Origin of the sequence: Mesorhizobium sp. (genome assembly GCF_017306585.1) — a bacterium.
Classification (GTDB): Bacteria; Pseudomonadota; Alphaproteobacteria; order Rhizobiales; family Rhizobiaceae; genus Mesorhizobium.
In genome coordinates this window covers 1-14553 of sequence record NZ_JAFKIC010000270.1, presented here as the reverse complement: position 1 = coordinate 14553, position 14553 = coordinate 1, and the positions used below count along the sequence as shown (strand labels likewise).

The following is a 14553-nucleotide window of genomic DNA, read 5'->3' as shown; positions in this document are numbered from 1 at the left end:
TCCATTCCGTGACGGCTGGCAAGAGTGCGGCGGTTCAGAATGAAGGTCGCACTCACCAGACCTAGTTCTGCACCGTGGCGGCGCGGAAGAGTCCCGGCGTGGATCCTCGGGTCTGCGCCGCGTCGCTCCGCTCCTTGCTCCGCCCGTGGATGACGATGGGAGAGGCGTCTTCGCGAATCTCCACCGTAGATCATCCGCTACGAACGGTCCTGATCATTCTTGATGCTTGGTCCAAACATTTCCCTCCGAACAGCGCTTGACTGAAAATTGAATCGATCTAATTTGCCGCTCAAAGCCATTTTCTGACCGGAATCACACTATGAGCGCGTCAAACGCCATGCAGATTGCCATTCGCGGGCGATGGGCCGTGGCCGCCATTTTTCTGGCCAATGGCTTCCTGACCGGCAGCTGGGCGCCGCAGATACCGGTGTTCCTGACCCGGCTCGACATCTCGAAATTCACGCTCGGCCTGCTGATCCTGCTGTTCGGCGCCGGCGCTGTCTCCGCCATGAGCTGGTGCGGCCACCTGATCTCCAGACATGGTTCGCGCACCGTGCTGCGCTGGTTCGGCCTGTGCGGCAGCCTCGGCCTGCTGCTGGTGGCGCTGGCGCCCAACGTGCCGCTGGCGGCCATCGCCATGTTCGTCTTCGGCGGCTCGATCGGCGGCATGGACGTCGCGATGAATGCCAATGCGGTGGTGGTGGAACGAAAATTGTCCCGCGCGATCATGTCGTCCTCGCATGGATTCTGGAGCCTCGGCGGTTTTGCCGGTGGCGGGCTCGGCGGCTTCGCCATCCAGCACTACGGCCACCTTGCGCATGCCATCGTGGTGACGGCCATTGCCTTCGCCTTGATCGCGCTGGCGGTTCGCCATCTCATTGCGGAAGCCAAGCCGCAGGCCGCCGAACATCATAAATTCGCGCTGCCGACAAACCCGCTGGTCTACCTGATTGGGCTGATGGCGCTGCTGACGATGATCTCCGAGGGTGCCGTGCTCGACTGGGCGGCACTATATCTGCGGCAGGAACTCGGCGCCGACCTCGCCGTCGCCGGCCTTGCCTATGCCGCCTTCTCGGGCGTGATGGCGATCATGCGCTTCTTCGGCGACGGCGTGCGCAACCGCTTCGGCGCGGTGACGACGCTGCGCGGCTCGGCGATCGTCGCCGCGGCCGGCATGCTGATTGCCGGCGTCTCTCCTTCCCCGTGGATAGCGATTGCCGCCTTTGCCCTTTGCGGCTTCGGCATCGCCAACATGGTGCCGATCATCTTCTCGGCCGGCGGCAACCAGGAAGGCATGTCGTCGGGCACTGGCATGAGCGTCGTCACCACCATGGGCTATTCCGGCATTCTGGTGGCCCCCTCGGCGATCGGCTTCGTCGCTGAGCATTTCAGCTTCGGCCCGATCTTCATCGCCATGTCGGGCCTGCTCATCGTCGTGCTTTTGATGGCGGGGCTCGCTCACCGCGCCGAATTCGCCCCCGCCCCGGCCGAATAGCGCTTGAGTTCTTCATAGAGGAAATCCGCCACGCGGCGGATGCGCACGCTGCCGCGAACGTCGCGGTGCATGGCCAGCCACACCGGCAGGCTGGGCAGCGGCAGCCCGGGCAACACCTTTTCCACCAGCGGATCGCGATCGGCCAGGGGCTCCTGGCCGAAACCTATGCCGTTTCCGGCCCGCACCGCCTCCCACAGCACGATCTGGTTGTCGGCCCGGAAACGGAAACTGCCCCGGGTGACCGCAATGCCGTTCTGGGTAAAGGCGCGGATGATCTCGTCGCTGCGGTCAAAGCCGATCAAGGCGTGATTGACCAGCTCGGTGGGGGCGAGCGGCCGGCCGCGCCGGTCCAGATAGGTTACGGCCGCGCAGGCGCAGAGCGCGATATCGCAGACCTTGCGCGCCACCAGTTCGTTCTGCGCCGGTTTGACCATGCGGATGGCGATGTCGGCATCCCTGCGCAGCAGGTTCTCGACCTGGTTGGAGGCAACGACCTCCACCTCTATGCCAGGCTCCTCGATGCCGAGCCGTGCCACCATGTCGGGCAGCACATAGGCGGCGACCACCTCGCTGGCCGCGATCCGCACCGTACCTTCGATCGCCTCGACCGAACCGAGCGCCAGCCGTGAAAAGGCGCTTGCCTGTTCGCTGACGGCCTTGCCGCGCTCGAACAGCGTGGCCCCGGCTTCCGTCAGCGCATAGCCGCTTCGACCACGGCGGAACAGGGTGACGCCGAGCGCCTGCTCCAGTTCTCCGATGTGACGGCCGAGCGTCGGCTGGCTGGCGGACAATTTTCGCGCCGCCGCCGACAGGCTGCCGGTTTCAGCGACCGTGACGAAGCTCTTGATCAGGTTCCAGTCGATCTCACTCATTCAATAATGAATACCAAAACTGCATCCATGATCAATTTCAATTCATCCATGGAGCGCCGATATTCCCTCTGCAAACACCGATACGGACTGCAAACCCCAACCAGGAGACTTTCAAATGACCAGGATCACCCTCACCGCCGCCGCCCTCCTCATTGCCGCCGGCACCGCCTTTGCCGGCAGTGACAAATACGGCTCGGCCGATGCCAGCCAGCAGGCTGTCGCCAACACCGACAACACGGTCACAACGTCGATCGACAAGTCCGACGCAGGCAACCGCAAGCCGGCCGTGCAGGGCAGCAACCGCGACCTGTTCGGCAATCGCTGAGCCGAGACAAACCCCAAGGCGACGGGCTGGTCCCGTCGCCTCGAACAAGGAGACGAACAATGACCCAGATCGCAATTCTCGGCGCCAATGGCCGACTCGGCCGCGTCGTCGGCAAGGCCTTCATCGACGCCGGCTTCGACGTCCGCGCCGTCACCCGCACCGGCAAGGTGCCGGTCGAACTCACAGGTGCCACCGCGGTTGCCGGCGACGCGCTCGACCGCCAGTCGCTGATCCGCGCCACCGAGGGCGTCGACATCATCTTCAACGGCCTGAACCCGATCTATACCGACTGGGGCAAGTGCCTGCCTATGGCTGAAAATGTGATGGCCGCCTGCCACGCCAACGGCGCACTGCACCTGTTCCCCGGCACCGTCTACAATTATGGCTCGCCGATGCCGGCGGTGATCACGGAAGACACGCCATTCCATCCGACGACCGAGAAGGGCCGCATCCGCTGCGCCATGGAGGATCTGTTCCGCCACGAGGCCGACGCTGGCCGCGTACGCACCATTGTTCTGCGCGCCGGCGACTTCTTCGGCGGCACCGGCAGCGGTTCGTGGTTCGACCTGGTCGTCACCGCCAAGATCGGCAAAGGCATCTACACCGCGCCCGGCCCGGCAGAACTCGTGCATGAATGGGCCTATCTGCCGGACTTCGCCGTCGGCTTCGTCGCGCTGGCGAGGAACCTCGACAAGCTCGGCTTCTATGAGGCGCTGAATTTTCCGGGCCACGCCGTAACCGACCTGGAGATCAAGGCCGCGGCCGAGAAAGCTGTAGGCCGTCAGTTGAAGATGACCGCGATGCCGTGGTGGGTGCTGCGCGCCGGCAGCCCGTTCGTGGCGATGTGGCGCGAGATCGTCTCGATGTCCTACCTGCGCTTCGAGCCGCATCGCCTGGCTTCGGTACGGTTGGAGGGGATCATCGGCGAAATCCCGCACACGCCGCTCGACCTGGCCGTCGCCCGGGCTCTGGAAGATATCGGCATCGCCACGGTGAACGGGCACGCGAGAGCCGCCTGAACCACGTCGGCGGGCGAATGCCCGCCAGCGTCTAACCCGGAACGAACTCAGATCCGCCCCATCAGCAGCAAGACAAGGACCACCACCAGCACCACGCCGAGAATGCCCGACGGCCCATAGCCCCAGGAGCGCGAATGCGGCCAGGCCGGCACCGCGCCGATGAGGACAAGGATCAGGACGATGATGACGATGGTGCTGATCGGCATGAGGCATTCCCCGCATTGAGTTTCGCCATGAGCAACGGCTGATCGCGTGCAACGGCTGGCGTTGCACGGAGCCATTGCTCCCGGGAAACAATGCAAAAGGCCGCCCGCTTGTTCCGGGCGGCCTTTGCCGTTCAGATACCCGAGCCAGCCTACTCGGCGGCTTTCGGGAAGGCGACCGCCGGCTCGGCGCCGGCATCCTGTGTTGGCGCATCGGCCGACGAGATGCCGCCCTTGCCACGCCGGAACAGGCGGCTGAACCAGCCTCGCCGCGCACCAGGCTTGACCTTGGCGCGGGTGAAAACCATCAGCATCGACGGCGTCACCACCAGGGTCAGGATGGTGGCGAAGGACAAGCCGAAGACGATCGCCGAGGACAGCGATATCCACCATTGCGTCGACGGCGCGTTGATCGTCGTCTCGTGATGGAAGATTTCGAGACCGAGGCCGAAAGCGATCGGCAGCACGCCGAGAATGGCAGACACCGCCGTCAGCACCACCGGACGTGCACGCTCGCGGCAGGTCTGCAGCACGGCGTCCATCTTGTCCCAGCCCTCTTCGCGCAGCCGGTCATAAGTATCGATCAGCACGATGTTGTTGTTCACCACCACGCCGGCGAGCGCAATGACGCCGATGCCCGACATGACGATGCCGAACGTCTCGCCTGTTATCAGCAGGCCGAGGAACACGCCGATCGTCGCCATGACCACGCAGGACAGCACCAGCCAGACGCTGGTGAACTTGTTGAACTGGGCGAGCAGCACCAGGAAGATCAGGAAGATCGCCGCGCCGAAGGCCTTGCTGAGGAAGGCGCTGGCTTCGGCGCTGTCCTCGTTCGAGCCGGCGAGTTTCCAGCGTATGCCGCTGCCGAGATCCATGTCGGCGACGGCCTTGGTGACCTCCTGCTGCACGGCGGCGACCTGCTCGCCGGCGGCGACGTTGGCCTGCACGACCACGGTGCGGGCGCCATCGATGCGGTTGAGGACACCGACGCTGGGCTTGGCCTTGCGCACGACGAAGTTCGAGATCGGCACCGACCCTTGCGAAGTCTGCACCCGGAGCTCGTCGAGCGTCGACAGCGTGCGCCGGTCTTCCGGCAGACGCAGCCGGATGTCGACCGCCTTGTCGGCGCCGGCGGGCCGGTATTCCGAAAGCTTCAGGCCGTTGGTGACAAGCTGCACCACGGTTCCGACCGAGGTCGGGCTGATGCCGTATTGGGCGGCCTTGGCGCGGTCGACCTCGAGCGCCCAGTCGACGCCGGGCGGCGGCAGGCCGTCCGAAATATCGATGACGCCATGCACCTTGGCGATGCGCGCCGCGACCGCGCGCGCCTTCTCGTCCAACCCCTTGGGATCGACGGCCGAAAGCCTGATCTGGATCGGCTTGCCGGTCGGCGGGCCGGCCTCCGGCACGCGAACCTCGACATCGACGCCGGGAATGCCGGCCATGACACCGCGCAGATCGTTGAGGATGTCATTGGCCGATTTGCGCTCGCGCCAGTCGATGAATTCGTACTGGATGACGCCGACGACGTCCTCGGGCACATCCTGGCCGCCGCCGTCGGACTTGCCGACGCGCGTATAGACGGACTTAACGCCGGGCCAGCCGAGCAGCCGGTTCTCGGCGATCTTGGTTGCCGTATCCATTTCGGCCAGCGAAAGATTGCCCCGGGCATGCACATAAAGCAGGCCGTAATCAGGCTCCACGCTCGGGAAGAATTCCACGCCGGCGCCGTATTTCGAATAGCCGACGAAGATGCCCGCCAGCAGGACGACCGTCAGCACCATCACGGTGATGGGGAAGCGCACCGCCTGCTTGACGACGGCCATGTACCAGCCGTCGCGGTTGCCGTCCTCATGGTGCTCAGGCGCCTTGGCGAAGATCGCGCCCAGCGTCGGCGCGAAGACCAGCGCGTAGAGCATCGAGGCCGACAGCGTCACGATCAGCGTGATAGGCATGTACTTCATGAAGTCGCCGATGATGCCGGGCCAGAACAGCAGCGGCGAGAAGGCGGCGATACGCGTCATCGTCGCCGCGATGACCGGACCGGCCATGCGCTTGGCGGCGAGCGCGAAAGCTTCCTGCTTCGGCATGCCTTCGCTCATCCGTCGTTCGGCGAACTCGGTGACGATGATGGCGTCGTCGACCAGCATGCCGACCGCCAGGATCAGGCTGAACAGCACGATCATGTTGATCGTGTAGCCCATCATGGCCAGCAGCAGGATGCCGATCAGGAAGGATGACGGAATGGCAAGGCCGATCAGCAGCGAGGCACGCCCGGAGAGCGCGTAGAGGATGACGATGAACACCAGGATGACGGCGATCACCACGTGGTTCTGCAGGTCGCCGAGCAACTGGTTGACGAAGACGGACTTGTCCTGCGTGTAGGTGACATGCATGCCTTCGGGCATCGTCTTGACGAAGGTGTCGGAGACTTCCCTCACCTTGGCCAGCGTGTCGATCAGATTGGCGCCGATGCGCTTCTTGACCTCGATGGCGATAGCCGGCTTGCCGTTGAGGCGGGTGATCGTCGTGGCATCGGCGAAGGTCGAGCGGATCGTCGCGATGTCCTTGGCCTGGACGACGGCATTGGGGCCGGCGACCACGGGCAGCGCCGCCACATCCTCGGGCGTCTCGATCAAGGACGGCACCTTGACCGCGTATTTGCCTTGCGAACCTTCGATATTGCCGGCGGCGACCAGGCTGTTGGAGGCGCCGACGGCGCCGATCAGCTGGTCGAGCTGCAGGCCGTAGGACGACAGCTTCATCGGATCGATGACGACTTCGACGAGATCGTCGCGCGAGCCCTGCAGCGAGCCTTCCAGAACGCCGGGCACTTCCTCGATGCGGTCGCGCAGCTCGCGCGCCGCGGACGCCAGTACGCGTTCGGGCAACTCACCGGACAGCGTAACGACGAGCACCGGGAATTCCGAGACGTTGACCTCGGTGACGACAGGCTCCTCGGCCGCCTGCGGCAGGTCGGCCTTGCCGTCCTGCACCTTGGAGCGGGTGTCCTGCAGCGCGGTGGCCAGGTTGGTCTGCGGCTGGAATTCGACCAGCACATAGCCGCCGCCCTGGAAGGCGGCCGAGCGCATTTCCTTGAGACCCTTCAGGCTCTTCAGCTTGCTTTCCATCGGCCGCAGCAGAAGACGCTCGGAATCCTCAGGCGAGATGCCCTGGTAGATCAGGCTGACATACATCATCGGAATCGGAACGTCGGGTTCCGCTTCCTTCGGCGTCGACTGATAGGCGACCCAGCCTGCGATCAGCAGGAAGACCAGGACCGAGATGGTCAGGCGGGCGTTGTTGATTGCGAGTCTGACGATATCCATGACGTCTGCCTGCTGTTGCTTCGGGAGTAGCAAAGGGACCTGTCGCCGGGCAACGCCCGGCGCCGGCGTCCCCGCGCTACTGCGTCCCGGCGGTGGCTTCGCCGATCAGCTTGTTGATGGTCGCTTGGTCGGCCTCGACCGGATTGACCTCGTCGCCTTCCTTCACCAGTTCCTGGCCGGCGACGATGATGCGCGCATCGTCCGGAATGCCGCCAAGCACCAGGCCGGTGGGCGTATCGTCGACCAGGTCGATCGGGAAGAACGCCACCTTGTTGTCCTTGCCGACGGCGCGAATGCCGAGATCGCCCTTGTTGCCGAGCGTAACCACCGAGCGCGGCAGCAGCACCGCGTCGGTCGGCAGCGCGCTGAGCTGGATTTCGGCCGTCATGCCGGCGGGCACGGAACCGTCGCCATTGGGGATGGCGACCTCGATGCGGAAGGTACGTGTCGCCGACGACGCGTCGCGGCTGATGTAGCGCACCGTGCCTTCGACAGTCTGGCCGCTGACCAGCCGCACATTGGCCTTGTCGCCGAGCTTGAGATAGCCGAGGTCGCGCTCGCTGATCTCGCCGCGCGCGATCACCGGATCGAGCTTGAGGATGGTTGCCACCTCGCCGCCCTGCATGACCGAGCTGCCGAGTTCCACCGGCACCCGGTCGATGACGCCATCGAACGGCGCTTTCACTTCGTTGCGGTCGAGCTCGGCCTGCGTGGTATCCAGCTGCGATTGCGCCTGGGTTAGATTGGAACGCGCGGTATCGAGTTGCAGCTTGGGCAAATTGCCTGACTTCATCAGCCGCAGCGAGGCGTCCAGTTCGGCCTGCCGCTGCGCGACAAGCTGCTTGGCGTTGTCGACCATCGAGATCTTTTCTTCCGCGGCCAGCATCAGCACCAGGTCGCCGGTCTTGACGTGATCGCCCTGCTTGACCGGCAATTTGTCGATGACGCCGGCGACGCGCGTTGCCAGAACCGCGCGCTTGTCGGCCTCGGTCAGCCCGGAAATGCGGATGGCGCGCGCATAGATCTTGCGCGGCGGCGTCACCACGGCGACGGTGCGCAGCGGGGCCTTCGGCTCGGCTTCGGCAGCCTTCGGCTTGGCGGCATCCGGCGCCTTGCCCTGCTCGACTTCCGCAGCCTTGGCCTTGCTGTCAGCAGCGCTGCCAACCGACGAGAACTCGCCCGTCGCCATCCAGGCCGCGAAACCGATAAGCACAACAATGGCAGCAAGCTTGTGAAACCTGATTTTAGGCATCGTCGTTTTTCCGTTGCGGGTTCGGCCAGCACCGCGCCTTCAATGCGCGGGCGCGTCGCCGATATGGGTGCGCGCCTGACCGTGTTCAAATTGCCGTGATGGGCGAGCGCGCTTCTACATCAAAGTTGCACCGCAATATAGTCCGAAAGTTGCAGCAGCATTGCGTAGCCGGCCAAGCTGCGGGCGCGATGAAACGGTGTCTGACGACTTGCCGGTCTACTTTGACCGGGTCTGCTGCCGGCTTACGATCCGCCCAAAACCCCTTCCATGTCCGGCCGACGCGCGATGGGCGACGGATGGTACGGCGACCTGCGGGAATTCCGTTGCGCTTTCCCAATGCGTCACGATCTCAGGCGATGATGACCGCCGGTCCGGCCAGCGGGAGTTGTCGCGAAAGGGCGCAATCTCAGCCTTAGCCAAGGCGTTGGAATTGCTTGAGAAATAAGAGCCCGCCTCCTTAGGGCGGAATCGCTCGGGCGTGGTGCTTCGAAGTCGAAGCCGGATGAAGGCAAAGCCAATGTTTCTGATGTCCGGGAGCAACGGGCCCGAGCCTCTCGCCGGCGCGACACGGCAACCGATGCGATGCCGATGCTCTTTCATGTCACGTCATCCGGAAGTCCGCGTCGAGCGTCGCGCCCGTTGCTGCCCCGCGCACATGGACAGCGCCGCTGCTGCAGGGGTGGCAACAGGCGTCAGCATGATGAAGCATTTGCCACACGCCAGGGTTGTCACCTCATCAGACCGCCCTAGAAGTTACTCCGATTTGCGGAACACCTCGCCGATGGTCTTGATCGATCCGGCGTCCTTCACCCGATAGCCCGGCAGTTGCGATATGGCGGCATGGAATTCCTCGCCGCGCATGATCGACAGCACGCGCTGTACGGCCTCGACCTCGAGAATCTGCTTCTTGCAGACAAAGAAATAGTCCTCGGTCAGCACCCGCACGAAGTCGAGCCCGAACTGTCGCGCGGCAGCCTCCACCCCGAAGGCCACGTCGGCGAGATCGCTGGCGACATAGGCGGCGACCGCCGCATGCGTGAACTCCGAATGTTCGTAGCCATTGATGCGCGTGCCATCGAGGCCATGCTGTGCCAGCAATTGCTCGAACAGCAGCCTGGTGCCCGAGTCCGGATCGCGGTTGACGAAGCGGATCGACGGATCGAGCAGGCGCTCCAGCGAAGTGATGCCGAGCGGATTGCCGCGCCTGACCATGAGGCCCATTTCGCGTGTCACGAAGCTGATGACGCGGTGCATGCTGGGCGTCAGCCAGCCCTTGCTGGCGGCGATCGCCCGTTTGCGCAACTCGCCTTGCGGCAGGTGCAGTCCGGCGAGGTCGCAGCCGTCATGGGCAAGCGAGGCCAGCGAGTTCTGGTTGCTGACATAGCGGAAATCGACGCCGATGTCAGGCTCGCGGCTGAGAATCTCGCGCAGTTTCGGCACCGCGAAACCGTGGCTGGCATGGACCCGCAGAACCAGCGGGCCGTGCGGCAGCATCTGGTTGATCTCGGTCTCGAGTTCCTGCGACAGGTTCTGCAGCAAGGGCCGCAGCCGCGCCTCCAGCCGCTGCCCGGCCCAGACCAGCTTGTCGCCGAACGGCGTCAGGCTGGTGCCGCTGCCCTGCTTGCGCACCACCAGCGGCATATTGAAGAACTCGGACCATTTCTCGATGAGGTTCCAGGCGTGCCGATAGGAGATGTGCGCCTTGTCGGCGGCGGACGTGATCTTTCCCGTCGCCCGGATCTCGGCGAGGAAATCCAGCATGATCTGCAACGACTGCGCGTCCTCGCGCCGCCGGAAGCGCCATACCGGATCGATTTCGATCTGGATCACAACCGTCTCCTCCCGAGAAGGGGCTGGCACCGGATCATAGATATGAACTCACAATCATATCTATGGCCCGCTTAAGATAGGAACCACCCTTCATATCTCTGCCTGTCATCATAGGCAATAAATATCATATTCCCAATGATTTGCCGCGAATGTACGTTCCATTGCGACAGCGCACGTCGTGGCATTATCCGCCAGATATGCACTCAAGTTCATATATGGGAAACACTCGCATGCTCACCCGCGCTTCGGACCAGACGCATAATCTCCTGATCGACGGACGGCGTATGCCTGCCCTGTCGGGACGCACCTTCGATACGGTGAACCCCGCCACTGGCGAAGTGATCGCCAAGGTCGCCGAGGCGGGCGCCGATGACATCGATGCAGCCGTGCGCTCGGCGCGGGCTGCGTTCGAAGGGCCGTGGAAGCGGATGCGCGCCGCCGATCGCGGCCAGTTGATGCTGAAGCTCGCCGAGCTGATCCGCAGGGACGAGGACGAACTGGTCAATCTGGAGAGCATCGATTCCGGCAAGCCGGTTTCGGCTATCCGCCGTCAGGACCTGCCGGCGGTCCTCGACACGCTGACCTACTACGCCGGCATGGCCGACAAGATAAACGGCCAGGTCATTCCGGCCCGCACCGATGCCTTGACCTACACGGTGCGCGAACCGTTGGGCGTCGTCGCCGCGATCATCCCGTGGAACTTCCCGCTGATGATCGGCATGTGGAAGATCGCGCCGGCGCTCGCCTGCGGCTGCACCGTCGTGCTGAAGCCAGCCGAGATCACGCCACTGACGGCTCTCAAGATCGGCGAACTTGCCCTGGAAGCAGGTTTCCCCGCGGGCGTCCTCAATGTCGTTCCCGGCTTCGGCAAGGTCGCCGGCCAGGCGCTGGTCGATCACCCCGATGTCGACAAGATCACCTTCACCGGTTCGCCCGTCGTCGGTCGCCAGATCCTGCAGGGCGCTTCCGGCAATCTGAAGCGGGTCACGCTCGAACTCGGCGGCAAGTCCGCCAACATCATCTTCCCCGACGCCGACCTCGACGCCGCGGTCAAGGCGGCCGGCTCCGGCATCTTCTTCAACACCGGGCAGGTCTGCTCGGCCGGCTCGCGCATTCTCGCGCATGAGTCGATCTACGACGAGGTTGTCCAGCGGCTGGCGGCGCGTGCAGATTCCACCCGCATCGGCAATCCGCAGGAGACCTCGACGGCCATGGGCCCGCTTGTCTCCGAAGTGCAGATGAAGCGCGTGCTCGACTACATCGAGATCGGCCGCAACGAGGGCGCCAGGGTGGTCACCGGTGGCAGCCGCCACGGCGATGTCGGCTATTTCGTCAAGCCGACCGTGTTCGCTGATGTCGAGCACCAGATGCGCATCTCGCAGGAAGAGATCTTTGGGCCTGTCGCAACGGTCATCAAGTTCACCGACGAAGCCGATGCGCTACGCCTCGCCAACGGCACCGTCTACAGCCTCGCGGCCGGCGTCTGGAGCGCCGACATCGGCCGCGTCCATCGCTTCGCCCGGGACTTGAAGGCCGGCACGGTCTGGGTCAACACCTATGGCCCGACCGACATCCGCCTGCCCTGGGGCGGCTCGCGCGATTCCGGCTTCGGCCGCGAACATGGCGACGCCGCCATCGAGAACTTCACCGAACAGAAGGTCGTGTGGATCCAGACCGGCAAGTGATGCGCCTGCCGGGCTGACGCTTTCGAAATCCCGAACCCAAACCCGACCCTCGCCTTCGTGTTCGCGAGGGCACGGCCGAACTTTGCCCAAGCACAAGGAACCCAATCATGCGTCTCGCAATCATCGGACAGCAGGCCTTCGGCAAAAGCGTACTCGAGGCCTTCCTCGCACGCGGCGATGAGATCGCCGGCGTCTTCTGCGCTCCTGAAAAGCCCGGCTCCAGGCCGGACCCGCTTCGCCTTGCCGCCGAGGAGCACGGGCTGAAACTGTTCCAGTTGCCGAGCCTCAAGGGCGAGGACGCCGAGGCCGCCTTGCGCGAGCTCGACGTCGAGCTCGCGGTCATGGCCTATGTCCTGCAGTTCGCGCCGCAAAGCTTCGTCAACATCCCCAAGCATGGCACCATCCAGTACCATCCCTCCCTGCTGCCTAAATACCGTGGCCCGAGCTCGATCAACTGGCCGCTGATCAAGGGCGACAGCCAGACGGGGCTCACCATCTTCCGCCCGACAGACGGCCTCGATGAAGGCCCGATCCTGCTGCAGGTGACGGTCGGCATCGGCCCGGAGGACACGCTGGGCACGGTCTATTTCGACAGGCTGTTCCCGCTCGGCGTCCAAGCGATGCTCGACGCCGCCGATCTCGTTGTTTCCGGCCGCCATCAGGAGATCGCGCAGGACGAATCCCAGGCCAGCTATGAAGGCTGGTGCAAGGACGCCGAGGCGAAGATCAATTGGAACAGCCATATCGACACCATCCACAATCTCATTCGCGGTTGCGATCCGGCGCCCGGCGCCTGGACGACTGTGGACGGCGAAAAGGTCCGGCTGTTCGAGGTCAGGAAACACCTGGCGCGCAAGTTCGCCGACGTCGTCGGCAAGCCCGGCGAGATCAGCTGGGTTGGAGAGAAGAGCCTCCAGGTCACCGTCCAGGGCGGCAATCTCGAAATCCTCAAAGTCCGTACCGAGAGCGGGGCAAAGATGTCGGGTGCCGAATTCGCCCGGTCGAAAGGCCTGCTGGCCGGATCGAAACTGGGCACCGACACGCCGACGGCAACGCCGGCCGCCAAGGTCGAGAAGGACGTCGCCGACGCCTGATCGCCAGGCGACATCGAGTGAAACGAGCGCCGCCCGGCTCAGGCCCGGCGGCGTTCCGCTTCCGGATTCTTGCGTACCGCGAGGAACTCCTTGACCCGACGGCCCGGAGCCGGCCCGCGCACCGGCTTGAAACCGTCATCGAGCTCGCCCGAGAGATCGAGCGTTGGCCGCTTGCCGACGGCATCGTAATTCTCTTCCAGCCAGTCGCTGGCGGCGGTGCGGCCAAGATCCCTGAGATAGCTCAGGAACGCCCACTCGGCATTCACCTTCGATGATGCCGACAGATCCTTGAATGCCTCGTCCGCGTCGATGCGGTGCATGCGGATATCACGGTACTCGCCATGCGGCAGCCGGCCGGCGGCGATCAGTTCCTTGACGAAGGCGATCGAGCGGAATTCACGCAGCAGCCCGGCGTTGAAGGTGATCTCATCGATGCGGTTCTGGATCTCGTTGGCGCTTTTGGGCGTGCCTTCGCGCACCACCGGGTTGATCTGCACCAGAAGTACATCCTCGGTCGCCGCCGTCTTGAAGAACGGGTAGAGCGCGGGATTGCCACCATAGCCGCCATCCCAGTAGGGCACGCCCTTGATCTCGACGGCGCGGAAGAGTTGCGGCAGGCAGGCCGAGGCCATCACCGTATCGAGGTCGATCTCGCCATCGGAAAAGACCCGCAACTGACCCGTCTCGACATTGGTGGCGGAGATGAACAGCTCCATCGACTTGCAGGCACGCACATTGCCGAAATCGATCTCGCGGGCGACCACATCACGCAGCGGATTGAGGCCGAGCGGGTTGGCGACATAGGGCGAGAACACCCGCGACATGGTGTCGAAGAAGACGTAGCCCGGCGTGTTCTCGATCGACCAGTTGCCCCAGGCGACATCCCAAGGCATGCGCTGCACCGGGCTGAACCGGCCTTTCGCGGCGACCGCACGCCAGAAATCGTCGAGCTTGCGCCGCGCGCCCTCGACGCCGCCGCGCACGAAACCATCGGCCAGCGCCACCGCGTTCATGGCGCCGGCGCTGGTGCCTGAAACGGCTGATATCTCCAGCCTGCCGTCCTCCAGCAGGCGGTCGAGCACGCCCCAGGAAAAGGCGCCGTGCGAACCGCCTCCCTGCAGCGCGATATTGATCTTCTTCTTTTCCTCCGCCTTGCCGTTCTTGGTCATGGCGTTCCTGTCATCCTGATGCGCCGGCCTGCCCCAACGTCATTGGAAGGAAGCAGCAGTCACCGGCCATGTTGCAGTGCAGCATATAAGGATGGACCAAGGCAAGAACACGAACACGCTCGCGTGATCACATGAAATTTCGGTCACGAACGAACCCTTTCCTCGCCCCCGCGAAGCGGGGAGAGCGACTATCTGGGGTGTCAAGTTGCATTCGCGAACTCGGTTCTCGCGTCGCGTGCTTTTGCGTTGAGGATGACGAGAAGCTTTCTGGCGAGAG

The 14553-nt window shown here is 64.1% G+C and carries 11 protein-coding genes; 5 read left to right on the top strand and 6 right to left on the bottom strand.

Features of this window, described 5'->3' with window-relative positions; all coding sequences use genetic code 11:
* The first annotated feature begins 319 nt into the window (after window positions 1-319).
* The gene (locus tag J0I79_RS31585) at window positions 320-1495 is read left to right on the top strand and encodes an MFS transporter (protein ID WP_292868934.1); all 1176 of its coding nucleotides are present in this window, start codon (window positions 320-322) and stop codon (window positions 1493-1495) included.
* On the opposite strand, the gene J0I79_RS31580 is transcribed toward J0I79_RS31585, so the two are convergent.
* Window positions 1459-2367 (bottom strand): LysR family transcriptional regulator, encoded by a 909-nt coding sequence (locus tag J0I79_RS31580; RefSeq protein WP_292868931.1) that lies wholly within the window; start codon window positions 2365-2367, stop codon window positions 1459-1461. The two genes, J0I79_RS31585 and J0I79_RS31580, sit on opposite strands and share 37 nt — an antisense overlap.
* 115 nt (window positions 2368-2482) lie before the next feature.
* Between J0I79_RS31580 and J0I79_RS31575 the strand changes: the two genes are divergently transcribed.
* The gene (locus J0I79_RS31575) at window positions 2483-2692 is read left to right on the top strand and encodes a DUF680 domain-containing protein (RefSeq protein WP_292868928.1); all 210 of its coding nucleotides are present in this window, start codon (window positions 2483-2485) and stop codon (window positions 2690-2692) included.
* Window positions 2693-2751: 59 nt separating this feature from the next.
* Entirely contained in the window at window positions 2752-3711 is a 960-nt protein-coding gene (locus J0I79_RS31570) for an SDR family oxidoreductase (RefSeq protein ID WP_292868925.1), read from the top strand.
* A gap of 47 nt (window positions 3712-3758) precedes the next feature.
* Here the strand turns inward: J0I79_RS31570 and J0I79_RS31565 are convergent, their stop codons facing one another.
* From J0I79_RS31565 to J0I79_RS31550, 4 genes are all read right to left on the bottom strand, one after another.
* Window positions 3759-3917, bottom strand: a complete 159-nt coding sequence (locus tag J0I79_RS31565) for a DUF3309 family protein (protein ID WP_292868922.1) — start codon at window positions 3915-3917, stop codon at window positions 3759-3761.
* A 149-nt stretch (window positions 3918-4066) separates the two neighbouring features.
* The gene (locus tag J0I79_RS31560; protein WP_292868919.1) at window positions 4067-7246 is read right to left on the bottom strand and encodes an efflux RND transporter permease subunit; all 3180 of its coding nucleotides are present in this window, start codon (window positions 7244-7246) and stop codon (window positions 4067-4069) included.
* Between the two features lie 76 nt (window positions 7247-7322).
* Window positions 7323-8498, bottom strand: coding sequence for an efflux RND transporter periplasmic adaptor subunit (locus J0I79_RS31555; RefSeq protein WP_292868917.1), 1176 nt, complete (start codon window positions 8496-8498; stop codon window positions 7323-7325).
* A 753-nt stretch (window positions 8499-9251) separates the two neighbouring features.
* Window positions 9252-10328 carry a substrate-binding domain-containing protein gene (locus J0I79_RS31550; protein WP_292868914.1) on the bottom strand — a complete coding sequence of 359 codons (1077 nt, stop codon included), beginning with the start codon at window positions 10326-10328 and terminating at the stop codon, window positions 9252-9254.
* Between the two features lie 230 nt (window positions 10329-10558).
* Here J0I79_RS31550 and J0I79_RS31545 point away from each other — a divergent pair, with 230 nt between their 5' ends.
* Together J0I79_RS31545 and J0I79_RS31540 are read left to right on the top strand one after the other, a co-directional pair.
* On the top strand, window positions 10559-12013 hold the full coding sequence (locus J0I79_RS31545) for an aldehyde dehydrogenase family protein (protein ID WP_292868911.1): 1455 nt from the start codon (window positions 10559-10561) through the stop codon (window positions 12011-12013).
* 107 nt (window positions 12014-12120) lie between these two features.
* Window positions 12121-13107 carry a methionyl-tRNA formyltransferase gene (locus J0I79_RS31540; RefSeq protein ID WP_292868908.1) on the top strand — a complete coding sequence of 329 codons (987 nt, stop codon included), beginning with the start codon at window positions 12121-12123 and terminating at the stop codon, window positions 13105-13107.
* A 38-nt stretch (window positions 13108-13145) separates the two neighbouring features.
* Here the strand turns inward: J0I79_RS31540 and J0I79_RS31535 are convergent, their stop codons facing one another.
* The gene (locus J0I79_RS31535; RefSeq protein ID WP_292868905.1) at window positions 13146-14276 is read right to left on the bottom strand and encodes a patatin-like phospholipase family protein; all 1131 of its coding nucleotides are present in this window, start codon (window positions 14274-14276) and stop codon (window positions 13146-13148) included.
* Between the last annotated feature and the right edge of the window lie 277 nt (window positions 14277-14553).